Annotated in this window: 23 protein-coding genes and 1 riboswitch; of the genes, 10 read left to right on the forward strand and 13 right to left on the reverse strand. The window is 59.7% G+C overall.

What is annotated here, in order from left to right:
* Nucleotides 1-35: 35 nt before the first annotated feature.
* Complete coding sequence (locus MD273_RS01315) at nt 36-713, reverse strand: response regulator (RefSeq protein ID WP_239037587.1); 678 nt, start codon at nt 711-713, stop codon at nt 36-38.
* A gap of 314 nt (nt 714-1,027) precedes the next feature.
* Between MD273_RS01315 and MD273_RS01320 the strand changes: the two genes are divergently transcribed.
* The 3 genes from MD273_RS01320 to MD273_RS01330 are packed head-to-tail and all read left to right on the forward strand — an operon-like array spanning nt 1,028 to nt 3,394.
* Entirely contained in the window at nt 1,028-1,960 is a 933-nt protein-coding gene (locus MD273_RS01320; protein WP_353050282.1) for an ABC transporter substrate-binding protein, read from the forward strand.
* A gap of 5 nt (nt 1,961-1,965) precedes the next feature.
* Nucleotides 1,966-2,733: an ABC transporter permease gene (locus MD273_RS01325; protein WP_239037588.1), complete on the forward strand. Its 768-nt coding sequence runs from the start codon at nt 1,966-1,968 to the stop codon at nt 2,731-2,733.
* Nucleotides 2,726-3,394 carry an ABC transporter ATP-binding protein gene (locus MD273_RS01330; RefSeq protein ID WP_239035973.1) on the forward strand — a complete coding sequence of 223 codons (669 nt, stop codon included), beginning with the start codon at nt 2,726-2,728 and terminating at the stop codon, nt 3,392-3,394. Before MD273_RS01325 ends, MD273_RS01330 begins: the two co-directional genes overlap by 8 nt.
* Nucleotides 3,395-3,504: 110 nt before the next feature.
* Here MD273_RS01330 and MD273_RS01335 read toward each other — a convergent pair whose 3' ends face one another.
* From MD273_RS01335 to MD273_RS01350, 4 genes are read right to left on the reverse strand one after another with little or no spacing between them, the layout of a single operon-like run.
* Complete coding sequence (locus tag MD273_RS01335; protein WP_239035974.1) at nt 3,505-4,308, reverse strand: lanthanide ABC transporter permease protein PedC; 804 nt, start codon at nt 4,306-4,308, stop codon at nt 3,505-3,507.
* A 1-nt stretch (nt 4,309) separates the two neighbouring features.
* Entirely contained in the window at nt 4,310-5,032 is a 723-nt protein-coding gene (locus MD273_RS01340) for a lanthanide ABC transporter ATP-binding protein PedB/LutE (RefSeq protein WP_239035975.1), read from the reverse strand.
* On the reverse strand, nt 5,029-6,003 hold the full coding sequence (locus tag MD273_RS01345) for a YVTN family beta-propeller repeat protein (RefSeq protein ID WP_239035976.1): 975 nt from the start codon (nt 6,001-6,003) through the stop codon (nt 5,029-5,031). Before MD273_RS01345 ends, MD273_RS01340 begins: the two co-directional genes overlap by 4 nt.
* A 41-nt stretch (nt 6,004-6,044) precedes the next feature.
* Entirely contained in the window at nt 6,045-7,217 is a 1,173-nt protein-coding gene (locus MD273_RS01350; protein WP_239035977.1) for a lanthanide ABC transporter ABC transporter substrate-binding protein PedA1, read from the reverse strand.
* 259 nt (nt 7,218-7,476) lie between these two features.
* Between MD273_RS01350 and pedF the strand changes: the two genes are divergently transcribed.
* The 3 genes from pedF (at nt 7,477) to MD273_RS01365 (ending at nt 10,858) form a co-directional block, all read left to right on the forward strand.
* Nucleotides 7,477-7,905, forward strand: coding sequence for a cytochrome c-550 PedF (gene pedF, locus MD273_RS01355; protein ID WP_239035978.1), 429 nt, complete (start codon nt 7,477-7,479; stop codon nt 7,903-7,905).
* 71 nt (nt 7,906-7,976) lie between these two features.
* The gene (locus MD273_RS01360; protein ID WP_239035979.1) at nt 7,977-8,933 is read left to right on the forward strand and encodes a substrate-binding periplasmic protein; all 957 of its coding nucleotides are present in this window, start codon (nt 7,977-7,979) and stop codon (nt 8,931-8,933) included.
* A 149-nt stretch (nt 8,934-9,082) separates the two neighbouring features.
* Nucleotides 9,083-10,858, forward strand: a complete 1,776-nt coding sequence (locus tag MD273_RS01365; RefSeq protein WP_239035980.1) for a PQQ-dependent methanol/ethanol family dehydrogenase — start codon at nt 9,083-9,085, stop codon at nt 10,856-10,858.
* Nucleotides 10,859-10,918: 60 nt separating this feature from the next.
* On the opposite strand, the gene MD273_RS01370 is transcribed toward MD273_RS01365, so the two are convergent.
* The 3 genes from MD273_RS01370 to MD273_RS01380 form a co-directional block, all read right to left on the reverse strand.
* On the reverse strand, nt 10,919-11,704 hold the full coding sequence (locus MD273_RS01370; RefSeq protein ID WP_239035981.1) for an ABC transporter ATP-binding protein: 786 nt from the start codon (nt 11,702-11,704) through the stop codon (nt 10,919-10,921).
* Nucleotides 11,704-12,519 carry an ABC transporter permease gene (locus tag MD273_RS01375; protein ID WP_239035982.1) on the reverse strand — a complete coding sequence of 272 codons (816 nt, stop codon included), beginning with the start codon at nt 12,517-12,519 and terminating at the stop codon, nt 11,704-11,706. The genes MD273_RS01370 and MD273_RS01375 overlap by 1 nt, the downstream gene beginning before the upstream one ends.
* Nucleotides 12,520-12,570: 51 nt before the next feature.
* Nucleotides 12,571-12,675: riboswitch (guanidine-I (ykkC/yxkD leader) on the reverse strand.
* 200 nt (nt 12,676-12,875) lie between these two features.
* The gene (locus MD273_RS01380; protein ID WP_239035983.1) at nt 12,876-13,910 is read right to left on the reverse strand and encodes an alpha/beta fold hydrolase; all 1,035 of its coding nucleotides are present in this window, start codon (nt 13,908-13,910) and stop codon (nt 12,876-12,878) included.
* Nucleotides 13,911-14,058: 148 nt separating this feature from the next.
* On the opposite strand from MD273_RS01380, the gene glnT reads away from it, so the two are divergent.
* Nucleotides 14,059-15,417, forward strand: coding sequence for a type III glutamate--ammonia ligase (gene glnT / locus MD273_RS01385; protein ID WP_239035984.1), 1,359 nt, complete (start codon nt 14,059-14,061; stop codon nt 15,415-15,417).
* 17 nt (nt 15,418-15,434) lie between these two features.
* Here glnT and MD273_RS01390 read toward each other — a convergent pair whose 3' ends face one another.
* Complete coding sequence (locus tag MD273_RS01390) at nt 15,435-16,031, reverse strand: HD domain-containing protein (protein ID WP_239035985.1); 597 nt, start codon at nt 16,029-16,031, stop codon at nt 15,435-15,437.
* Nucleotides 16,032-16,047: 16 nt separating this feature from the next.
* Nucleotides 16,048-16,818, reverse strand: coding sequence for a class II aldolase/adducin family protein (locus MD273_RS01395; RefSeq protein ID WP_239035986.1), 771 nt, complete (start codon nt 16,816-16,818; stop codon nt 16,048-16,050).
* 142 nt (nt 16,819-16,960) lie between these two features.
* Between MD273_RS01395 and MD273_RS01400 the strand changes: the two genes are divergently transcribed.
* The 3 genes from MD273_RS01400 (at nt 16,961) to MD273_RS01410 (ending at nt 20,367) form a co-directional block, all read left to right on the forward strand.
* The gene (locus MD273_RS01400; RefSeq protein WP_239035987.1) at nt 16,961-17,653 is read left to right on the forward strand and encodes a Crp/Fnr family transcriptional regulator; all 693 of its coding nucleotides are present in this window, start codon (nt 16,961-16,963) and stop codon (nt 17,651-17,653) included.
* Nucleotides 17,654-17,696: 43 nt separating this feature from the next.
* Nucleotides 17,697-18,566: a bile acid:sodium symporter family protein gene (locus tag MD273_RS01405; protein ID WP_239035988.1), complete on the forward strand. Its 870-nt coding sequence runs from the start codon at nt 17,697-17,699 to the stop codon at nt 18,564-18,566.
* A 133-nt stretch (nt 18,567-18,699) separates the two neighbouring features.
* Nucleotides 18,700-20,367 carry a hypothetical protein gene (locus tag MD273_RS01410; protein ID WP_239035989.1) on the forward strand — a complete coding sequence of 556 codons (1,668 nt, stop codon included), beginning with the start codon at nt 18,700-18,702 and terminating at the stop codon, nt 20,365-20,367.
* Between the two features lie 81 nt (nt 20,368-20,448).
* Here MD273_RS01410 and MD273_RS01415 read toward each other — a convergent pair whose 3' ends face one another.
* The 3 genes from MD273_RS01415 to MD273_RS01425 form a co-directional block, all read right to left on the reverse strand.
* On the reverse strand, nt 20,449-21,633 hold the full coding sequence (locus MD273_RS01415) for a helix-turn-helix transcriptional regulator (protein ID WP_239035990.1): 1,185 nt from the start codon (nt 21,631-21,633) through the stop codon (nt 20,449-20,451).
* Nucleotides 21,634-21,841: 208 nt separating this feature from the next.
* Nucleotides 21,842-22,447, reverse strand: a complete 606-nt coding sequence (locus tag MD273_RS01420; protein WP_239035991.1) for a TetR family transcriptional regulator — start codon at nt 22,445-22,447, stop codon at nt 21,842-21,844.
* Between the two features lie 222 nt (nt 22,448-22,669).
* Entirely contained in the window at nt 22,670-23,737 is a 1,068-nt protein-coding gene (locus MD273_RS01425) for a putative urea ABC transporter substrate-binding protein (protein WP_239035992.1), read from the reverse strand.
* Between the last annotated feature and the right edge of the window lie 8 nt (nt 23,738-23,745).

The raw sequence follows: 23,745 nt of genomic DNA on the forward strand, positions 1-23,745 counted from the left end.
TGACCCCGGGTTCATGTCTGACTCTGTGCTCGAGATCAGCGTTTTAGGTACTGGCTGAAATCCACATCGCTGGCAGACAGGATCGCCTGCACCCGGTTATGTACCCCCAGCTTGCGCAGGATCGCGGACACGTGCGCTTTCACCGTGGTCTCGGCAATGTTCAGGTTGTAGGCAATCTGCTTGTTGGATTCCCCCTTGGACATCCGTTCCAGTACCAGTAACTGCCGGCGGGTGAGGGAGTTGAGCAGTTCCGGTGAGATCGGGTTGTCGTCGCCTCGGCTTCGGCGATGGCCGCTTTCCTTGCCGGTGCGAATGATGTCGGAGGGCAGGTAGACGTTGCCGTTGAGGATCTGCTGGATCGCTTCGGTCATCTGGGCCCGGGGTGAGGATTTGGTGATAAACCCCACGGCACCGTAGGTGATTGCCTGCAGGACCACCTGCTTGTCCTCCTCGGCGGAGACGATGACCACCGGGATGCTGGGCGCCTCGTTACGCAGGGTAATCAGTCCGTTAAGACCGTGCATGCCCGGCATGTTCAGGTCCAGCAGGATCAGGTCCAGGTCGTCGTTTTCCCGGGTAATCTCCAGGGCGCTGTCGAGGTCATCGGTCTCAATGATTTCACTGCCTTCGAAACCGGAAGAAATCACACTGCTGATGGCTTCGCGGAACAGCGGGTGGTCGTCGGCAATCAGAATCTTGTACGCCGGCTCCATGAATGTCTCCGCCTGTTTGTTTTCGGTGTCGGGACTGGCTCCGGTTTCATGATAGCGGTTTTCCGGAGAGAGTGCGGCATCAAGCTTGTTCAGCATGGCGTCCTCCTGTGCTCGGGGAGGTTTTACCTGCCCCCGCTTATTATTGTGATTGTTTCATTACACGCCATATCGGCTATCGGTTGAATGCGACCATCGCACCAAAAAACAGGCACCAAAGTACTATTCTTGATGGTTCTCAGGGTTCGTATCGTGAAGATATGACTCAACAAAGAACAAAAACGCCCCTCATAACCGTTCCCGGCCCTGTCAGGGCCGTGATCGCAGCATGCCTGCTTCTGAGCGGGGTGGCGCAGGCGCAGTCCTTGCCGGTCCTGTCCCTGAGTGTGCTGCAGTTTGGCACTGCCCACTGGGAGCTGGACCACCTGAGGCACCGGGGGCTTGATCGGGCCCATGGATACCGGCTCGATCTCAGGCCTGTTGCCAACCTCCCGGCATCCCGCCTGGCAGTGACCAGTGGCACCGTCGATGGAGCCGTTGCGGATCTGCTCTGGGCCCAGTCCCGCTACGCTGCCGGTTCACCGTTTCTCTACGTTCCGTTCTCATCCCGCATTGGCGATATCGTCGTGGCAAAAGAGTCGGGTATTGAGACCATCGCAGACCTCAGGGGTCGCCGTATCGGCGTGGCTGGCGGGCCCGACAGCAAGGGCTGGATACTGTTGAACCGGGTGGCCAGCCGGCAGGGACTTGCCCTGAAAGACAGCGTGGAACTTCAATTCGGCGCCCCGCCATTGCTCAGTCAGGCCCTGAAGCGCGGTCAGGTGGATGCCATCGTCACCTACTGGCATTTTGCCGCCCGGCTGAAAGGGCAGGGCGAATGGCGATCCGCCTTTGCGATGGAAGAACTGCTCTCGGAGCTTGGCCTGGACACAAACCTGCCGGTGCTCGGCTATGTCTTTCCCGAAGGTTGGGCGCAGTCTCACCAAGACTTGATTGATCGTTTCGCCGGTTCGCTACGGCAAGCGAAACAGGAGCTGGCGGAAGAGCCCGGACACTGGCAGAGAATCCGTGCGCTGATGCGGAACCCGGCGCCCGGCGAATTCGAGGCACTCCGGGAGGGCTTTGTCGCAGGCACGCCGGCGCCGCTCACTGCACAACGGATTTCCGACCTGCAACGCCTTCTCGAACTGACCGGCGCCGATCCCGACCATCTCATGCCGGCAGCCCTGTTTTACCGGGAGGCACCGTGACCCCCATGTATGGACGGCCACCCACCTGGAGCTACTGGGTGGTGTTGCCGGCCGTGATGCTGGCCTGGGCGGGCCTGGCCGAAGCTCTCGACACCTCGCTGTTACCCGCACCATTAACCGTCCTGGGTACCCTGTCGGGGGAGGCCGCCAATGGTGAGCTCTGGTATCACCTTGGTGCCACCCTTGGCCGCGTGCTGATCGCCTTTGTCCTGGCCATGGCCCTGGGCACCGCCATCGGCGTGGCGATGGGCCGCTCTGCCACCACCAACGCTCTGTTCGATCCCTTGCTGGTTGTGCTGCTTAACCTTCCCGCCCTCGTTACCATCATCCTCATGTACGTCTGGTTCGGCCTGGTGGAGGTGGCGGCCGTGATGGCGGTGGTGATCAACAAAGTGCCCAATGTCGCGGTCACCGTGCGGGAAGGTGCGAGAAGCCTGGATCCGAAACTGGAAGATATGGCCACGGTGTACCGTTTCACCCGCTGGCAGCGGTTCCGGGAAGTCTGGTTACCACAACTGTTCCCGTACCTGATGGCCGCCACCCGCGGCGGCCTCGCCCTGATCTGGAAAATCGTCCTGGTGGTCGAACTGCTCGGTCGGTCCAGCGGCGTGGGTTTCAAGCTCCACCTGGCGTTCCAGGTCTTCGATGTGGCCACCATCCTGGCCTACAGCCTCGCCTTCATCGCTATCGTCCAGCTTATCGAACTGGCTTTGCTCCAGCCCCTGGAGCGTCGGGCAAGCCGGTGGCGGCAACCGGAGACGGCCCATGCTTGAATTGAGAATCGAGGGACGGAGCTTTGGCCAGCCGGTGCTGGGGGAAATTTTCACCACCATCCGTCAGGGTGACCGTATTTGCCTGCTGGGGCCCTCCGGTATCGGTAAAACTACTCTCCTGAATGCTATCGCCGGTCTGGACCACTCCCTGTCTGCCAAAGCCGTGCCAAACCGGGATAAAGCGCGGGTAGGTTATCTGTTCCAGGAGCACCGACTGCTGCCCTGGCGGACTCTGCGGCAGAACCTGGCCATCGTCGGCGCTGACGCCGCCGATATTGATCGTGTATTGGACAGTGTTGGACTTGCTGGCTATGCGGATCATCTGCCTGACCAACTCTCACTCGGTATGGCACGCCGTGCCGCCCTGGCCCGTTGCCTGGTGATCCAGCCGGATCTGTTGTTGCTCGACGAACCGTTCGCATCCCTCGATCCGGTCCGGGCTACCGAGCTCAAGCACCTGATCCTCGAGCTGCTGGACCGGCATCCGGCAATGGCCATGATCTGTGTTACCCACGATGCCGGGGATGCGACTGATCTGGCGAACCGGCTGTGGTACCTCGATGGCCAGCCTGCGTGTTTGCAATGGGACGCACCAGTTGGTTCTCCGGGGACAGTGGAAGGGGTCGTTCAAACGCTGAGAAATCTGGACCAGGTAGGCTAATCGTTTGGGCAGTTTCCTGAGAAGCTTTCTGCCAGGTCCGGGAAAGGCCTCCCGATGCCTCCATGGCAGAAACTGATAGGGCTATCGTCGCTCCCCCCCCAACTCGGAAGTCAGGCCGATTGAGTCCCGAGAATCTTCGTCCGCTGCGGCCGGAATCCGGCCGTGGCCAGCAACGCCAGAACCACCGTCACCCCGGCCGTAATGCCATAAGCCATCGGATTCCATTCCAGATACAGCGAGAACCGGATTGCCTCCACCGCATGGGTGAACGGATTGAACTGGCAGACCCAGTACAGCCAGGGACTGGCCTCGTTCATTTTCCACAGTGGATACAGCGCCGACGACATGAAAAACATCGGAAAGATCACAAAGTTCATCACCCCGGCAAAGTTCTCCAACTGCTTGATCCAGGTGGCAATCAGCAGTCCCAGCGCCCCGAGCATCAGGCTGGTGAGAATCAGCGCCGGTAATACGGCCAGGTAGCCCCACAGGGGTGGTTCCACATCCACCAGCAGGGCCAGCAGCAGGAACACATAGACCTGGCCGATGGAGACTACCCCCATGGCCAGCAGCTTGGTCACCAGCAGGAAGGGCCGGGGCAGGGGACTCATCAACAGTACCCGCATGCTGCCCAGTTCCCGGTCGTACACCATGGACAGGGCACCCTGCATGCTGTTGAACAGAATGATCATCCCGCACAGCCCCGGAGCAATGTAAGTCTCGTAGGTGATGTAGGTCTGATAGGGCGGAATGATGGAAATCCCCAGTACTGCCCGGAAGCCGGCGGCAAACACCACCAGCCACAGCAGCGGCCGCACCAGGGCGCTGGCAAAGCGGGTGCGTTGCTGCCAGAACCGCAGCCATTCCCGTGTCTGGATACCTACAAAACAGTGCCAGTAGTGCGCTGCTTTCATATCAGCCGGCTCCGGTCAGGGCGTGGAAGGTTTCGGCCAGATCGCGGGTGCCTTCGGCGTCGCAGATGGCCTGGCCATTGCCGTCAGCCAGCAGTTGGCCCTGGTGCAGGATCAGTACGCGGTCGTCGGCGCGAACTTCTTCAATCAGGTGGGTGGCCCAGAGTACGGTCAGGCCGTCTTCTTCACACAGAATCCGAACGTGTTCGTTGAGCGCCTTGCGGCTTGCAACGTCCAGGCCCACCGTGGGTTCATCGAGCAACAGCAGAGAGGGCTCATGCAGGAGAGCCCGGGCGATTTCGACGCGCCGGCGATGGCCGCCGTTGAGCTGGCGGACGGCATCGTTGGCACGGTCCAGTAGCTCGAAGCGTTCCAGCTCCCGGTCACCCCGAGACCTGGCTTCCTTGCGGGACAGTCCGTGCAGGGCGGCGTGGTACTGGAGGTTCTGACGCACGGTCAGGTCGAGGTCCAATGCGTTCTGCTGGAACACCACGCCGATCTGGCGCATGGCCTCGGCTGGCTGTTGTTTCAGCGACTGCCCGGCCAGCCGGATATCTCCCTGCTGCAAGGCCAACAGGCGGGTGAGCAAACCAAACAGGGTGGATTTGCCCGCACCGTTGGGTCCGAGCAATGCGTGAAAACAGCCAGAGGTCAGCGCGAAGCTGACCTCCCGGAGCACCGGCTTGTCGCCGTAGCGAAAGCTGAGGTTGCTCGCTTCGATGGTCATGACGTCGGGTCGATGACCACACCCCAGGGGTAGCGGCCTACCTTGATGGATTTGATCACCTTCAGGTCTTCCACGTCGATAACAGAAATATCGCCGGACACGCCGTTGGTGGTGTAGAGATGTTTCTCGTCCTTGTCGAGATCCAGCTGCCACACCCGGGCGCCAACCAGCAGATAGTCCAGCACCTCATAGGTCTGGGCATCCACAACCGCCACGTGGTTGGAAGGACCCAGTGCCACGAACGCGTACTTGCCATCGGAGGTCAGTTCAATGCCCACCGGCTGGACCCGATCCTGATTCACGCCAGGCACCTTGAAGGACATCTCGTGAATCTGCTCCAGGTTGTCCACGTCGATGATGTGCACGGTGCCGCCGATTTCAGCAGAGGCCCAGGCAATCTTGCTGTCTTTTGTGAACTCCACGTGGCGCGGGCGCTGGCCTACGACGATGTTTTTTTCGATCTCGAAAGTTTCGGTGTTGATCCAGTGCAGCATGCTGGTGGTTTCAGAGGTGTTCACTGCCCACTTGCCGTCCGGGCTCACCGCCATGCCTTCAGGTTCGATACCCACATCGATCTGGGCCAGAACATCCTTGGTGTCGACATCCACCACAGTCACGATGGCATCGTCTTCATTGGCGATGTACAGGTGCTTGTTGTTCGGGTGGAGCGCAAACTGCTCGGGATCCTCGCCCGAGGGAAGTGTGTCCACGATCTTGCGGGTGGCCAGGTCCAGTACCTGAACCGTGTCGTCGTCACTGGCGCAGATGTAGAGCTTGGTGTAGTCCTTGGAGAGCAGAATGCCCCGGGGCCGCTGGCCGACATCAATGGTTTCGATCACTTCCCGGGTTTCGGTGTCAATCACCGACAGGGTGTTGTCTTTCTCGTTGGAGACATAGGCCACGCTGGCCAGAGCCGGTGTCGACAGGCCGATCATCGCGGCCAGTGCGGTGCGCTTCAAAAGGGTTTTCATGGTGTAACTCCTTTTTGTTTTGACAGTTGGAAACCCATGGGTCAGCCGTTGATTCGACACTCGCTCTCCGGCTGGTCAAAGCCGAGGGTGTCCAGTTCGGTATTCGGGTGAAGGAAACCTTCAAACGGGGCTGTGGCCACCAGCCCCCTCGGATGAACCAGCGGAATGGGCTGACGCATCTGACCATTCCAGTCCCGAAAGGTGACTTTTCGACCCTTGAAGGCGGCCAGCTGGAATTTGTCGCTGAACAGGAAATTCCGGATCTCAGCGGGCTTTGCGGAATTCAGGTCGGTCACGGCGGTCCCGATGGCGCGAATGGCCGCCCAGGCGGCGTAGTCTTCGCTGTTCATGTCCCGGTTGGCCAGCTCGCGAAACCGGTTCTGTAGTTGCGCCGCGCCCCAGCTCTCAACCACCCGGTGCCAAGTGACTGGAGACATGCCCTGGGTGCCCACCACCGGTCGGGGCAGCCAGGTGTTGAACGGAACATACTCGCCAAAATCGCCGCGCACATCGGCCACCACCACCGCGTCGTAGTTGCTGGCCTGGGTGAACAGAGGCAGCTCTTTGGAGGCGGTGCGGCGAAGGTCGGCGTCAAAGGTCCAGGGTTTGTCCTCGACGATCTCCAGCCCGAAGCGCTTGGCAGAGCGGCGGAAGGCATGGGCCCAGCTCTTGTCGGCATCGGTGGGGCCGGTAATCAGGAACACCTCATCCCAGCGCCGCTGGTTCAGCCACTGGCCGAGCGCGTCGGTGAGCATGGAATAGCTGGGCATGGTGTGCAGCAAATTGACGTCGCACTGGCCGGTACGCAGGGCATCTTCTTTGGCGCCGGCATTGAAAATCAGGGTGTTGTCGTCGCCCTTTTCGGTAAGGGTTTTCAGGGTCGAGGCAGGCGCGTTTACCACAAACAGGTCCAGCCCGTTCTCGCGCATGGCATCAAAGGCCGCAATGGCCGCTTCTTCCGAATCGGCCACGTTACTCTGCAACGAGTAATTCTGGCCCAGAAATTTCCCTGTCGTGCTGTTGTCATTGATGGCCAGTTCGGCGCCACGCAAACCGGCATCTTCCGGGTCGGGAAGCACATTGGACAGCACAGGCCCCTGATCCGGCATCCACTGCAAATAGCCAATCCGCACGTCCAGCGAATCCGCCCTCAACGGCGTTGCTGCTACCAAGGCGATCAGTGACGTGGCCGCTGTCCGGGTAAGAAAAGACATGGGGCTCTCCGATTTGTTGTTGTGCTTTCAGCTTATGGAAGGGGAAAGCGCCCGGAAATATTCAGAAAGTAGGAATCGGGCGGTACTAAAGGATGAGATTTGCGCCCGGGGACGCCCTGCTTACTACCAAGGAACTAAGCCAAAGCCTCCAAAGAAGCATTCGGATGATCGCATCGGATTCCTAGACTGAAAGCCAGCAAGTTGGCAATCACAAAACCAAATGCCAACGCACGGGGAATCAAGAACAGAGGTAGCAACAATGGCAACTCCCACTTTTCTGAAAACACTGCTGGTCCCGGCCCTGATGGGCATGACCGGCCTGGCTATCGCCCACGGCAACGTCACTCCGCAGGAGGTCGATACCGGCAAGCTGCCCGAACTGGGTGAGGAAGTTCGCATGGAAAACCCGTTCCGGGAGGGCAACGAGCTGGACAAGTTCAACGCCGAGGCCGTGAAGGTCGGTGAAAGCGCCTACGCCGGGAACTGTGCCGGTTGCCATGGCATCCGCGCCATGTCCGGGGGGCTGACCCCGGACCTCCGGGAGCTGACAGTCTGGGACGATGAGTACTTCATCAACCGCGTGCGCAATGGCACCGATCGCGGCATGCCGTCCTGGAAGAAAACCCTGGACCAGAACGCCATGTGGGCCATCAAGACCTACGTGGAGTCGCTTCCGAAGCCGGAATGATGTCGGCTGACCGTCTGATGCTCTGAACAGGGCCGGCCATGTGCCGGCCCATTGTCGTTGGGGGAACCACAATGAAAACAATCGCGCTTTTTCTGACGTTGATGCTGACCTGGGCCCATGCCTGGGCTCAGGAAGTGGACGACGGCAACGACCTGCTGAACCGTCCTGCCGATCGCACCTACGACCTCATCCTGGAGTCCGGATACCTGAAGGTGGGGGTCTATGAAAACTTTCCGCCTTATTCCTACGAGGTGGATGGCGAGCCGCGGGGAGTTGATATCGAACTGGGCAAACGCATCGCCTGGGAGATGGGCGTGGAGTTCCGCGTGCACTGGATCACGCCGGACGAGAACCTGGGGGACGACCTGAGGAACAATGTCTGGAAGGGGCACTACCTGGCCAAGCAGCGGCTGGCGGACGTGATGCTTCGGGTTCCCTATGACAAGAAGTATGCCTACATGCAGGACTCCACCGGCGAGTACATCAACGAGCAGGTGGTGCTGTTCGGACCCTATCAGCAGGAAACCTGGCAGATCGCGTTCGACCCGGAAAAGCTCGACAGCGTGGAGACCGTTGCTGTGTTTCAGTACCACCCGATTGGCGTTGAAATTGACACCCTGCCGGATTTCTATCTGTCCTCGGGCCTCGGTGGGCGCCTGCGTGACCAGGTGCGCCATTACCGGAACGTGCGTGAAGCCTTCGAGGCAATGCGCGCGGGAGAGGTCAGCGCCGTGATGGGGATGCGTTCCGAGATCGATCATGAGCTGGCGAGGCCGGAAAATGCAGCGTTCCGTCTTGCCGGCAATGGATTTCCCGGTATTGGCAAACAGGTCTGGGACGTAGGCATGGCGATCAAGCACACCCACCGGCAACTGGGTTACGCCCTGGAGGCCATCGTTGACAGGCTGGTCAAGCAGGGCGAGATGGATGCCCTGTTCGCCGACCTGAACCTTCGATACAGCGTTCCCCAGTATTACCGCGAATTTCTCGACGCCAAGGCCCTGGCCCGCGCCGAGGGCGAGCTTTGATTCTTGGAAGTAGTACTACCAAGTGATGAGGAAATCTGTTCCGGGGGGCAATTGTTGCTCCTTCCCCTAACAAGAAGAATCAACACAGAGGCGGGAAAAGTTCCCGGTTCGCCGAGAAACTGAAAACAAGAGAATTGGAGAGCGCAACCATGAGATCGAACAAGTTCGGGATTCGCATTGCGGCCAGCGCCCTGGCCCTCGCGGTGTCGTACGGGGCCCAGGCGGTCACCGACAAGGACATCATGAACGACGAGAACACACCTGAAGATGTTGTTACCTACGGCATGGGCCTCAAGGGCCAGCGTTTCAGCTCGCTGGAAAGCCTCAATACCGACAACATCCAGTACCTGCAGCCGGTTTGGGCTTTCTCTTTCGGCAGCGAGAAGATGCGTGGCCAGGAAGCCCAACCCATGGTCAAGGATGGCGTGATGTATGTGTCCGCGTCCTACTCCCGGGTCTATGCCATCGACGTCAAGACCGGTGAGGAGCTCTGGCAATATGACGCCCGCCTGCCGGATGGCATCATGCCCTGCTGTGACGTGGTTAACCGCGGTGTCGCCCTGTACGACGACAAGGTAATCTTCGGTACTCTGGACGCCAAGCTGGTTGCCCTGAACAAGGACACCGGCAAGCCGATGTGGATCAAGAAGGTAGCCGACTACCAGGCCGGTTACGCAATTACTGCAGCGCCTATCGTCGTCAAGGGCAAGGTCATCACCGGCGTCTCCGGTGGCGAATTCGGCATCGTCGGCAAGGTCGAGGCCTACGACGCCAATACCGGCGAGAAGGTCTGGACCCGACCTACCGTCGAGGGCCACATGGGCTACGTTTACAAGGATGGCAAGAAAATCGAAAACGGCATTTCCGGTGGCAAAGCCGGCCAGACCTGGCCCGGCGACATGTGGAAAAACGGTGGTGCGGCAACCTGGCTGGGCGGCACCTACGATCCGGAAACCGATTCCCTGTTCTTCGGTACCGGTAACCCGGCACCCTGGAACTCTCACCTGCGTCCGGGGGACAACCTGTTTTCGTCCTCCCGTCTGGCCATCGATCCGGATGATGGCAGCATCAAGTGGCATTTCCAGACAACGCCCCATGACGGTTGGGACTATGACGGTGTCAACGAGCTGGTTTCCTTCGACCTGAAGGAAAACGGCAAGACCATCAAGGCGGCGGCTACCGCTGACCGGAACGGTTTCATGTACGTGCTCAACCGTGAGAACGGTGACTTCATCCGTGGCTTCCCGTTCGTCGACAAGATCACCTGGGCCAAGGGCCTGGATCCGAAGACCGGTCGTCCGATCTTCACTGAAGGTGGCCGCCCCGGCGATCCTTCCGCCACTGAAGGCACCAAGGGCGAGCCGGTCGTCGCGCAGCCTGCGTTCCTGGGTGGCAAGAACTGGATGCCAATGGCCTACAGCCCCGAGACCGAGCTGTTCTACGTGCCGTCCAACGAGTGGTCCATGGACATCTGGAACGAGCCGGTGTCCTACAAGAAGGGTGCTGCGTTCCTGGGTGCGGGCTTTACCATCAAGCCGGCCAACGATGACTACATCGGTGTGCTGCGTGCCATGGATCCGAAAACCGGCGAGGAGGTCTGGCGCTACGAGAACACTGCGCCGTTGTGGGGTGGCGTGATGACCACCGCCGGCAACCTGGTCTTCACCGGTACGCCGGAAGGTTACCTCAAGGCGTTTGACGCCAAGACCGGCAAGCAGCTGTACCAGTTCAACACCGGTTCCGGCGTTGTCGGTACCCCGATCACCTGGGAAATGGACGGCGAGCAGTACGTGTCTGTGCTTTCCGGCTGGGGTGGTGCCGTTCCACTGTGGGGCGGTGAAGTAGCCAAGGTGGTCAAGGACTTCAACCAGGGTGGTATGGTCTGGACCTTCAAGCTGCCGAAGGATCGTGTTGCCGCGAACTGATCTGCGAGTTCGGGTCTTTTTGGGGCTGCCTTCGGGCAGCCCCTTTTTTATGGCAGCCCCCTAAGCCGCCTGATTCCTGGCGGTCTCGCTGACGGATTGATCGATATCCTTCAGGAGGCGCTTGTCGGTCTGGCCGATGGGCAGGTCGTAGGTGATGGTTGCGCCATAAGCCTGGGGATCATGGGGATCGTTCCTGACCTTGTCGAATACCAGCAGGCGGGTCCCGAGGTAAAAACCCTCGTGCAGGTCGTGAGTGACCATGAAGATCGTGGTGCCGGTTTCCCGCCAAAGCTTCAGCAACAGGTCGTGCATATCGGCCCGGATACCGGGGTCCAGCGCACCGAACGGTTCGTCCAGCAACAGCACGCGGGGTCGCATGATCAGGGACTGGGCGATGGCCAGGCGCTGCTGCATACCGCCGGACAGCTCGTGGGGCCACTTGTGCGCGGAGGCGGTCAGGCCGACCGAATCCAGCATGGCATCCACTTTTTCCAGGGCGGCTTTCCTGGCCTGGCCAAAAAGCTTGCCGAGCAGTGGCTTCTGCTCCAGTTCCAGTCCCATCAGTACGTTCTGACGCACGGTCAGGTGCGGAAACACGGAATAGCGCTGGAACACGATGCCCCGGTGCCGGTCCGGCTCCCGGGGGAAGGTGTCACCGTCCAGCAGAAGGTCGCCCCGGCTCTGGGTTTCCTGGCCCAGCAGCATCTTCAGGAAGGTCGACTTGCCACAGCCTGAAGCCCCCACCAGAGTGCAGAACTCCCCCTGCTTGACCTCGAGGTTCAGGTTTTCGAGCACGACCTGGTCGCCATACTCCTTCCACAGATTTTTTACGGTAATGAAGCTCATCAGTGGCCTCCTGCGTTGTACCAGGGGAATAGCCTGCGATTGGTGAAACGCAGACACTGGTCGATGACGATGGCGAGGATGGTGATCCAGATGACATAGGGCAGGATCACGTCCATGGCGAGATAGCGCCGTACCAGGAAGATCCGGTAACCCAGGCCCTCGGTGGATGCGATGGCCTCGGCGGCGATCAGGAACAGCCAGGCGGGGCCAAGGCTGAGGCGCACGGCATCGATCAGGCGGGGCAGCACCTGGGGCAGGGCCATGCGGGTGATAATCTGCCAGCTGTTGGCGCCCAGGGTCTGTATCTTGATCAGCTGCTCGGCCGGCAGTTCGCGGACCCGTTGGGCGACATCGCGCATCATGATCGGCGCGGTGCCGATAACGATCAGCATGACTTTGGAGAGTTCCCCGAGGCCGAAGACGATAAAGAGGATCGGCAGGATGGCGAGGGGCGGCACCATCGACAGCGCTGACACCAGGGGCGCCAGATTGGCCCGGACCAGGGGCAGCACACCGTTGAGCAGGCCGACCACCAGGGCCATCAGCGCCGCCACCCCGATCCCGAGGCCAAGCCGCTCGAGGCTGGCGACGGTGTCCACCCACATCAGGTAATCGCCGCTGCGGCGGTCTTCCTGAAAGGCCATACGGTCCACGGCGGAGGTCATCTGTTCGAGGCCGGGCAGAAGCTTGTCGTTGGGATTTTCTGCCAGTCGCTGTTGGGAGGCAAGGCCATAGATGAGCAGGATGGCCAGGAACGGCAGCACGCCGAGCGCGGTGGCGGTCAGCCGGCCGGGAGTGCGGTTGATCAGTCGCATGGTGTTTCTCCTCTGGTCACAGAACACGGCACTGGAATCGCGTGCAATCCAATCTCCCGGGCTTTTATCCCGCCGTGTAACCTCTGCCAGAGGTCGGTGACTCTCGGACCAGTCGCCCGGGATTGTGCCCGAACCGGAACCCTAGTCACCCATTGTGTCCGTTTGTCTGGCCGCACGAAGGGCGGTGTTGCTGTGAACGGATATCGGTCTTTCAAATCAGTCAGTGCCGGATGGGTCACTGACAACACCTTTGCAGATGGCGTGCCAGACTGACTTATTCGCCTGTAGAGGGGGGGTGCGCGTGGTTCGCAGGGCCAGGTAGTGCACTGATCTGGTGCGGTCGCTGAGGGCGCGGATCATGACAGTGCGCCTTGCTGGAGCAGGCTTCCTGCGACCGCCAGGATGCGGGCATGGGAGTCGGGGTCCCGCCCGGGGCCCCCGGCAACATGCCCGAAGTCCGAAACCAGCGGTTCACAACGGGCGCCTGGCATGGCACGGGCGTCGTTCCATGCATCCGCCTCGGTAAAGTAAAGATCGGTCGAGCCGGGCAGCATGGCCGTGGGCATGGAAAGTCGGGCGAGCGCGCCGAGGTAGTCTCCCCCGAGGACCGGGTTATCGCTGATGTCCCCGGACTGCCAGGTATCGAGGACAGCAAGCAGGTCATTGGCATCCTGGGCCTGGTGGTCCCTCTCCCAGAAACTCAGCACCTGTTCAATGCTTGCGAATCCGAGGTTCCGGTAAAGTTCCCGGCGATAGAATGCCTGGGAATAGGCCCAACCTGCGTACACTGTGCCGAAGGCGGCGAGTCCTCTGACAGGGGGATGCTGGTAGCGGCCGTTCTGAAAGGCCGGGTCGCAGGTAAGGGCAGCTTTTACACCCTCGAGAAAGACCCGGTTATGGGGGTAACAACGGGCCGTTGCGCAGGCGGCCAGTACCGCTCCGACCCGTTCGGGAAACAGGCAACCCCATTGCAGCGCCTGCATCCCGCCCATGGACCAGCCCATGACCAGTGCCACACGGGCGCCACCGAATCGCTGGTCCACCAGCCGCTTCTGCAGCAGAACATTGTCGTACAGGCTGATGCGCGGGAAGTCCGCTCCGGCCTGGGCCCCCGGCGTGTTGGAGGGAGACGAGGACTCTCCTGCGCCCAACAGGGCCGGAATCACGATGCAGTATTGCGCCGGATCGAGTGGGCCGCCGGGGGTGACCCAGGGATGGTTCCCTGCCGCTGCACCACCATAGAACGTGGGCAGCAGAATCAGGTTGTCTTTCGGGGCATTCAGCTCACCGATCTGGTGATAGCGGAGGCGTGCATTTCTCAACATTCCACCGTTCGAAAGAGGCAGGTCGCCCGCCTCGAAATCCTCGATAAACCACTTTGAATCAATCATTTGCGTTTTCCGTTCAAAAGGGTTTCGGTCCCGTTTTCGATTGTCCTGTTCTCATTTACATACATGCTGGCATGTAAGTTGAATGAAAGTTTCGTGCCAGACATCAACACAGAGGGCCCGTCCGACCGGGCCGAGACGAGGAAAAGACATGACAACACTGACCGAGACCAAGGCGCTGAAGCAGCAACTGATCGACGCGGGCGTCAAATACGCCATGGCCAGCTACGTGGATATCCATGGCATCAGCAAGGGCAAGTTTGTGCCGGTGGCGCACCTGGGCCAGATGATGGAAGGCTCTGAGCTGTACACGGGCGCCGCCCTCGACGGGGTGCCCCAGGACATCTCCGATGATGAAGTGGCGGCCATGCCCGATGCCGGCAACCTGGCCATCTGTCCCTGGAACCGACAACTGGCCTGGTTCCCCGGCAACCTGTACCTGAACGGCCAGCCGTTCGAAGCCTGTTCCCGGAATATCCTGCGCCGTCAGCTCGAGTCTGCCGAGACCATGGGCTACCGCTTTAACCTGGGCATCGAGACCGAGTTTTTTCTGTTCCGCGATACCGAGGACGGCGGCTTCGCACCGCTCAGCGATCGGGATACGGCAGGCAAACCCTGCTATGACCCGCGCTCGTTGATGGACAATCTGGAGATCATGGACGAGTTGGTCGAGGCCATGAACGAACTGGGCTGGGACGTGTATTCCTTTGACCACGAGGATGCCAATGGCCAGTTTGAAACCGACTTCAAATACGCCGACGCCCTGACCATGGCCGACCGCCTGGTATTCTTCCGTATGATGGCCAACGAGATCGCCCGCAAGCATGGCGCGTTCGCCAGTTTCATGCCGAAACCCTTTGCCGACCGCACCGGTAGCGGCGCCCACTACAACATGTCGCTGGCGGACAGCAAAACCGGCAGGAACCTGTTCGAACCGGACGGTGACGATGTGCACGGTTGCGGGATCAGCAGGCTGGCCTACCACTTCACGGCGGGTGTCCTGAAGCACGGCGCCGCCATCAGTGCGGTGATCGCACCGACGGTGAACAGCTACAAGCGCCTGGTGCGCCAGGGCAGCATGTCAGGTTCGACCTGGGCGCCGGTCTTCATGTGCTATGGCTCCAACAACCGCACCAACATGATTCGTATCCCGGGGGCCGGAGGGCGCATCGAATGCCGTGCGGCCGACATCGCCTGTAACCCGTATCTGGGTTCGGCCCTGATCCTCGCCGCCGGCCTCGAGGGTATCCGCGACGGCCTGGATGCCGGCGCACCGCATCATGAAAACATGTACAACTACAGCGATGCCGAAATTGCCGCCCAGGGTATCGAATACCTGCCCCGTAACCTCGGCGAGGCGGTGGAAGCCTTCGAGGCAGATCCGCTGGCCAAAGCCGTCTTTGGCGACGCCATGTTCGACGCGTTCGTGGAGTATAAGAAAGGCGAGTGGGAGAGCTATCAGAACCACGTGTCGTCCTGGGAGATCGACCGGTATCTGAAGATGTTCTGACAGCCCGCCCGCAGGGTTTACCCGGTGGCCGCCTCGGCGGCCTTGTACAGTGACCTCACGGGTTTGGCGAACACGTTTCGCACCATCGGTTCAAAGAACGCGAGGGGCAGGGTCTCGCAACCCGGATCAAAGGCTGGCGAGTCGTACTTGCTGACAAACTCGATGGTGCGCTTGAAGTGGGGATGATCCCGGTATTCGTCGCGCATATCCCTGTCCATGCCCAGGTAGTGGAAAAAGTAATAACCCTGGAAGATGGCGTGGTGCTTGATCATCCAATGATTGGCCTCACTCACGAACGGCTCCAGCAACACCGCCGCCACGTCGGCATGGTTGTAACTGCCGAGTGTGTCGCCAATGTCGTGGAGCAGGGCGCACACGACATACTCCTCGTCCTTACCATCCCGATGGGCGAGTGTGGCCGTCTGCAGGCAGTGGGTCAGGCGGTCCACCGGAAAACCGCCGAAGTCACCTTCCAGCAGTTTCAGGTGTTCCAGGATGCGGTCCGGCAGGCCCTTGGCGAATTGACCGAAGGACCTGGCAATGATCTGCCAGTCTTCGGCGGTGCCATCTTTCATGTGGTGGAATTGTGCCTTCGGGGCATGAATGTCACTCATTTAAGCGAACCTCCTCTCAGTGCCGGAAACCGGGATCAATCCGGTCCAGTTTGCGCAACAGCCCCGGCCACGCCAGGTTGCCGCCCATGCCTTTGGTGACCTTGCTGGCCTGTTCCCGAATGGTGCTCAGGATGACGTCGGGAATCCGCACCAGCGGCTCTCCGGAAGACATGGCCTGAATCTGGACCTCGCAGGCCTTTTGCAGGATGTACATGGCCAGGAACGCCTCGGCGACGCTGGTGCCGGTGGTCAGCAGGCCGTGATTGCGCAGGATCATGAAGTTGTTGCTGCCAAGGTCGGCCTGCAATCGTGCCTTCTCGTCCTCCCGAAGCGCGACACCCTCATAGTCGTGATAGGCCAGGTTGGACAGGGGAAACAGACTCTGCTGGGACAGCGGCAACAGCCCCTCTTTCTGGGTGGAAACCGCCACGCCTTCGGTCGTGTGGGTGTGCATCACACAAACCACGTCCTCACGCACCGCGTGGATGGCGCTGTGAATGGTGAAGCCGGCGGGATTGATGTCAAAGTCGTCCGGGTTGAGCTTGTTTCCCTCCTGGTCAATGCGCACCAGGCTCGAGGCCGTGATTTCATCGAACATCATGCCGTACGGGTTGATCAGGAAGTGGTGCTCGTCCCCGGGAATCCGGACAGAGATGTGGGTAAAGATCAGATCATCCCAGCCGTAGTGAGCAATGAGACGGTAGGCGGCCGCCAGATCCACGCGAAGCTGCCATTCCTCCTCGCTGACCTGATCTTTCTTTGACGGAATTGCCAATGGCTCTGACATGGTTGGGAACTCCCTTGAGCGTTTGCCTGTTGTTGTGGTGAGTATTCTTGAGTTTAGTCAGGTTGTTGTGCGCAAAACTGTCAAATCGTTTACATTCTGTGGTGTGACTTTTCTCTAGACTGCCGGGAGGTGAGTGATCGCCATGCCAGACGCAGCGGCCGTGTTGCGGCGCTGTCCCCTGATGAGAGGGTTCCCCGAATCGGCGCTCGAAGAAGCGGCTGCCACGTCGAGGGTTCGGTGGTTCAGCGCCGGCGAGCCCATCTATGACCGGGGCTCCCTGCAGTCGACCCTGTGTGTGATTGCCGGCGGGACGGTTCGAATCACCTCGGTCAATCCTGCCGGCAGAGAAGCGACGCTGATCATCTTCAATGCCGGGGCCTGGTTCGGGGATACGGTCTTCTCGCCGGGCATGCCCAGGGTGTTCGGAGCCACGGCCCATGAGGACGCGGCCATCATCGAACTGCCCGGAGAAGCGTTTCGGCAGCTGATGGTCAGGTATCCGGAAAGCTATCCGGTCGCACTCGATCTGGTCAGTCGCCGGCTGTGGTCGGCGATGTCGATTATTCAGGACGATGCCCTGCGTGGGGTCACCGCCCGCATTGGCCGGCGGCTTCTGTTTCTGGCAGAAATCCAGGGTGTCGGTTTGGCTCGCTCCGAACCGGTCACGCTCAGGCTGACTCGGGAGCAGCTGGCGAATATGATGGGCATGACCCGCCAGGGCGTGCACGGGCGTATAAAACGGCTTGAGAAAGAGGGGCTGATCCAACTGACATACGGTCATCTGACGATTAATGACCCGGCTGCGTTGCAAGCGTACATCCAGGGTCTCGACTGATCAGGCCGCCTGAGTCAAACAACAATAACGAGGGAGTTACAACGTGGAATCCAGTCCACTGATCTCGATCGGCCTGCCGATCTCGCTGTTCATCATCATGGTGGGTATCGGTCTGACCCTGACCCTCAGGGACTTTGGTCAGGTCACCCTGAACCCCAAAGGCATGATCGTTGGCACCATTGCGCAGATACTGATCATGCCCCTGGTGGCATTCGCGATTGCCCCGATGCTGGGTCTGGGGCCCGCGCTGGCGGTGGGCCTGGTGATCATCGCCGCCTGCCCGGGTGGAACTACTTCCAACCTCTTCGTGCTCCTGTCCCGGGGCAACATTGCCCTGTCCATCCTGCTGACGGTCTCAGCGAGCCTGATCACCATCGTGACCCTGCCGTTCTTCACCAATTACGCCCTGCAGATGCATTTTGGTGAGGGCGCCGATATCTCGCTCCCGGTAGGTAAGACCATCGCCATGCTGGTTGTGATCGTGCTGCTTCCGGTGGCCATCGGCATGTTAATCCGGACCCGCGCGCCCGAGCGTGCGAAAAAAGCCGAGGGTATGGTGAGTATTTTCGGTGGCCTGGTATTGCTCGCGCTGATCATCGCCCTGATGTACGGCTCCCGGGACCGCCTGCTCGAACTACTGGCCCAGGCGGGGCCGGCGGCCTTCCTGCTCAATCTCGTGGGCGTGTTTATCGGCCTGGCCAGCAGCCGTCTGTTTGGCCTGTCACAGAGGGAATCCCTGGCGGTTGCCGTGGAGCTGGGCATCAAGAACGGCACCATTGCTCTGATGGTCACCCTGGCCCTGTTGGAGTCTTCGGAAATGTCCATACCGGCGGTGGTCTACAGCGTCATGATGTACGGCTTTGGTGCCATCCTGATCATGATGGGTCGAAGGCTGGTCCCACTCAGCCATTAAAGACCGTGGCTTGAACTGGAACAACGCGGACCTCTCCTGGTTTGTCGATCCCCGCATACCCAATTTTGGGGATGCGGGGGGAGGTTGAAATTATTAAGTATTACTTTCGACTTCCCTGATAACCGGAGAAAATATGAAAGTATTCAAGTTCGGCTCCCTGGCTTTGGCCCTGGCACTCAGTGCCTGTGGTGGTGACAACGGCAGCGCTTCTTCGAGTGCCCAGACGGACGATACGGCGGCGCCGGAAGATACTAAAACGGGCGTCTTCACGGATAGTGCAGTTGCGAACATCCAGTACCAGACCGAGACCCAAAGCGGCTTTACCAATGCTCTTGGTGAATACGAGTACGTTGAGGGTGAAACGGTAACCTTCAGCATTGGCGGCATCGAGCTGCCCCCGGTCCCGGCAACCGGGCGTGTGACGCCCGCCGACATGACCGCTGTGGAAAGCTCCACTGACCAGCTGACCAATATCCTGAGGTTGCTGCAAAGCCTGGACGAGGATGGCAACCCGGATAACGGCATCACCATCACTGCTGAAACCCACACGGCGCTGGAGAATGCCCTGTTGGTGGTGGATCAGCCAGCGGCCGAGTTTGAAGCGCAGTTTGCTAATGAAGTCGCTACTACGGTCAGCAAAACGCTGATCAGTGCGGAGGAGGCCGAAGCCCATTTCTATGCGTCCCAGAAAGCGGACCTGCGTGGCAGCTGGGTATTCGTCGAACCGGCCGGTGAAAGCAGTAATGGCCAGGGACCGGATGGTGAAGAAGTCAATGTACTGACTTTCCTCGACGGTGGTACCTACATCCTTGCCCACAAATACGGCAACGACGATCAGGGCGCGGCAACGGCGGAATGGGGCACGTACACATGGGACCCGGCAACCGGGGCGCTGACTGTCACGGTGCTCGGTGAGTCGGAAGGTGGCGAAGGAGGCCTGTGTCCGGGCCTTGCAGTGGACGTGGGAGACTGTACGGAAACCGTTCAACTGGTGGGCGACGAGTTGCACTTTGGCAGCGAGGCCGCGGCCGCGACGCCTTTCCAGTCCATCGAGGATGCCGGCAACCCCTACGTCGGCGCCTGGTACCTTCCAGAAGGGGAAGGCTTCAATGTGCTGACCATTCTGGATGACAGCCATTACGTGATTGCCCATAACGCCAATGGCGAGGTGTACGCAGGTGACGATCTGGTGGCGGTTTCCTCCGAGTGGGGGACCTACAGCGTTGCCAGCGGCAGCTTTCAGGTGACCGGCGTCGAAAAGGAAACGGATGGTCCGGGCGGATTGTATGATGCCAGCGGCACAGGAGGGGTGAGCGCAGCGTCAGAGGTGACAGCGTACGGAGACCTTCAGCTGGAACCCTCAGGTGATGCCATGATCGCGCTCCGAAAGGTTGGTCGGTTCAGCGTCGAGCTGAGCGATCTGGCCGGTAATACCAGCAGTATCATTGTCGAGCGTACCGGTGATCGCTTTGCAAACGGAGTGAGCAAGGCATTTGAATTTGATCTGGTGGGTGAGAACGATGCAGCCGAGGTAACCCTGGAGTCCAACGCCACCGGTTCGGTTACCTATCTGGCCGATAATGAAAGTACCCTCATTGATGCCTGGTCCGTGAATGCCGCCGGCACTCTTGCCTACGAAGAGACCAACCCGGCCGATTCGTCCACGGGGAGCTGGGTGTTTGCCCCTATCAAGACCGGTGACGGAAAAGAATGGGCGCTGGTGGATTTCCGGCACATTGACGGCACTACCGAGAGCCTTCTGGGCTTTTATATCAGTGAGCTGAAACCGCTGCCGCAGTAACTCAGCAGCGTTTCAAAGAGGGTGAGTGTGCAAGGCGAACTCTTATGGGTTCGCCTTGCATGTTTCATTGATGGACTGTTTCTAACCGAGGGCTCGCACCAGCATGGATACCAACTCGGTCTGTTTGCGATAGCCGTTTTTCGCCAACAGGCTCTTGATGTGTTGCCGGGCGGTGTGGATGGAAATCTGTTTTCTCTCGGCGACATCGCTGGCACTCAGGCCCTGGGCCAGGTCTGCGGCGACAGCGGCTTCGGCCGGTGTGCACTGAAACAGCGTCTGTAGTCGTTCCTGATCCGGCTCCAGCGATGAGTCAAAACAGAACAATTCCGCCAATACGCCGTTATTCTCGGCGCTATCGGCGATCAGGGGTGTCAGACAGACCGCGATACGTTCATGGCCGCGACTGGTAAATACTGTTTGCGGCGAGAGAATGCCCTTGTGAGAGAGGATGATGCAGGTGGTAATGGCATCCTGCAGCCTGCGGGTAATGCGACGGTCTGAGCTTTGCAATCGCTCGGAGCCAGTAATGGACAGGCTTCTGCTGTTTTCCATAAGAGCCAGGGCCGCGTCGTTGGCCTGGGCGATGTTGCCCAGTGCGTTGAAGACGATGAGCGGTTTTTTTACGTGGTTGAGCGCCATCGCCAGGTTTTCATTATCGCTGCGGGTCTCATACAGCTTCAGATGCAGGGCCACGGCATTCTCGATATGGGGTGCCAGCAGATTCATCTGCAGAAGTTCGTCAGCGGTATAGGGGCCGAATTGCTTGTGTCGGTTGGCCATGAACACCACGCTGGTGCCGTTTTCACGGGTAACCAGCATTCCCGCGCTATCGCCCATTCCAACCTGCTCGGCCCAGGCGCGGCTTTCAGGGCCAAGAATGTCGAGAATGGTACGACTGGTGTCGCCACGAAGAAAAGAATCGAACTGGCGGGGCGGAAGCTGGCGATAGCGGGTCAGGGCTTCATCCCGTTCCGGCAGGTCGCTGTTGATGTACCACTCTTCGAAGCCTTCGGGATAGCCAAAAGTCCAGCCATACACCATGCGCTGAGGGCTGCTGGTGAGGCCCAGAATGCCGCCTTGCAGAGCTTTGAAGTGATGCTGGAAAGCGTCAAAGAAAGGCTGGAAGCCGGTATTGTCATGCAGGCACCGGTACAGGGTGCTGACGAGTCTGTTGTATGCCTGCAGATCCTCGCCTTCAAGCGAGGGAAGAGGCAGAGAGAGTCCTTCTGCGGAATCCGGCAAACCGGAAACGTTCAAGCTGGCCAAAGTGGCGGGTCCCTTTCGTCCGAGGCATTCACATTTCGCTACTTGGCGTAATATGAGGCCGCAGTGGTCCTGGTCAGTATCAAAAGATGCATTTAGATCGGTTTCATCTTAGTCGAGCCGCGCCCCAGGAACGTAAAATATAGTAAAAGCGTGATTGAACCCATCGCCTTTGCAGTGGTGGCGTGTCAGGACGGGCCAATTAACGCCGCTAACCCAGCAAACGCCAGAACTGGCGCCGGAAAAACGGCGCCTCCTGCTTCAGCGAGAACAGGCGGGGGGCGAACAGCCAGGTCTGGGTGATGCCCATCAGGTAGGTGTAACAGAGCAGACCAAGGTCCTCCGGCCGTTCGGCGTTATCGATCAAAGAGCGGGCCTGCGCCTCGGCGGTCAACGCACTGAATAGGGCGACGATGGATTGCGTGAGTTTGCGTTCGCGTTTAAGCGTCCGACTCATGGCGTCGGTGAGTTCGGTCTTGTTCAACAGAATCTCGAAGGACTGCCGGTACCGACGATCATTGGCCAGAAGATATAGCCACTGGTCAATGAAGTGCGTCATCGCTTCAATCGGCCAATCGGCCATGCCACCGCATTCTTCCACCAGCGCTTCAAGCGGCTCCTGGGAATAGGCGAGTACGGCTTCGTACAGATCGTCCTTGTTCTCGAAGTGCCAGTAAATCGGCCCCCGGCTGCAGCCAGCTTCCCTGGCAATGCGGCTCAGGGTGGTCAATGAGTAGCCGTCACGACTGAAGAGCTTGAGGGCGGCTTCAAGAACGGTCTGCCGTGTTTTCTCTGCTTCTTCCTTGGTACGACGCATTGATGTTTTTCTTCTGTGCCTGGCTTGGGAGTTGCGGTCCGGTGTGGGGGAAGGCTTTCCAAAACACGCTCCTTCGGCACGTCCATGTGACGCTTGAGCTCCGCCATCCATGGCTCCGCACAGTTTTGGAAAGCCTTCCCCCACACCGGCCCTGTCCGAGTCTATACAAAAAAGGGGCACGAATGCTTGTGCCCCGGAGTTCTATACAGAGATTGCGCTAGCTTAAAGCTCGCCTTCAGCCGCCATCTCCATATAGTCATCATTAAACCGGAACTGCACATTCCCGGAATCGCCCATGATGGTGCCATCCGGGAACTCGATACCGACAAAGTCCGGGGTCATGGCACCCTGGCCCAGCAGGCCCTTATCGAACGAGAACTGACGGACGCTGTCCATCGCCTCGAAGGCTTCCTCGCTGTTGATGAAATCCACCGACATCTGCGGCTCCCAGAACATCTTCATGCCAGCCAGCTGGGCCTCGTAGCCGGCCTGGTCGGTGCCGGACAACTCGCCCAGGAAGGCACGGGCTTCCTGACCTTCCTCGGAGTCGGAAGACAGAATGCTCATGGTCTCGTACCAGGCACCTACGAGGGCTTTACCCAACGCCGGGTTGTCCGCGAGGGTGTCGGTATTCACCAGGGTCAGGTCCTTGATGTGGCCGGGGATCTGGCTGGAATCAAACAGTTTGGTGGCTCCCGGATAGGCTTCGACTTCTGCCAGCAACGGGTTCCAGGTGGCGACATGGCGAACGTCATCGGTCTGGAAGGCTGAGACCAGATCGGCATCGGAGATGTTCACCACACTGATGTCACGCTCTTCGAGGCCGACCGTATCCAGGGCCCGAACCAGGAGATAATGGGACACTGACAGTTCCACCAGGTGCACGGTCTCACCCTCCAGTTCCTCGATGGATTTGGCATCCTTCGAGACCAGGCCGTCGTTGCCGTTGGAGTAGTCACCGACGATCAGGGCGGTGGTGTCGACACCGGAGGCCGCCGGAATGGACAGGCCGTCCATGCTGGTGGCTACCACGCCGTCGAACTGGCCGGCGGTGTACTGGTTGATGGACTCGATGTAGTCGTTGACCTGCACGATATCCACCTCGATATCGTACTTGTCCGCCCACTTCTTCATGATGCCGCTGTCCTCAGCATACTGCCAGGGTACCCAGCCGGCGTAGATGGTCCAGGCGATACTGAATGAATCCTTCTCCTGGGCGAGGGCGCCCATGGACAGGGACGTGGCCAGCAGGCCGGCACCCAGTTGTTTGCTCAGATAACGTGTTTTCATGGTAACTC

Source organism: Marinobacter sp. C7 (assembly GCF_022343555.1).
In the GTDB taxonomy this organism is placed as follows: Bacteria; Pseudomonadota; Gammaproteobacteria; order Pseudomonadales; family Oleiphilaceae; genus Marinobacter.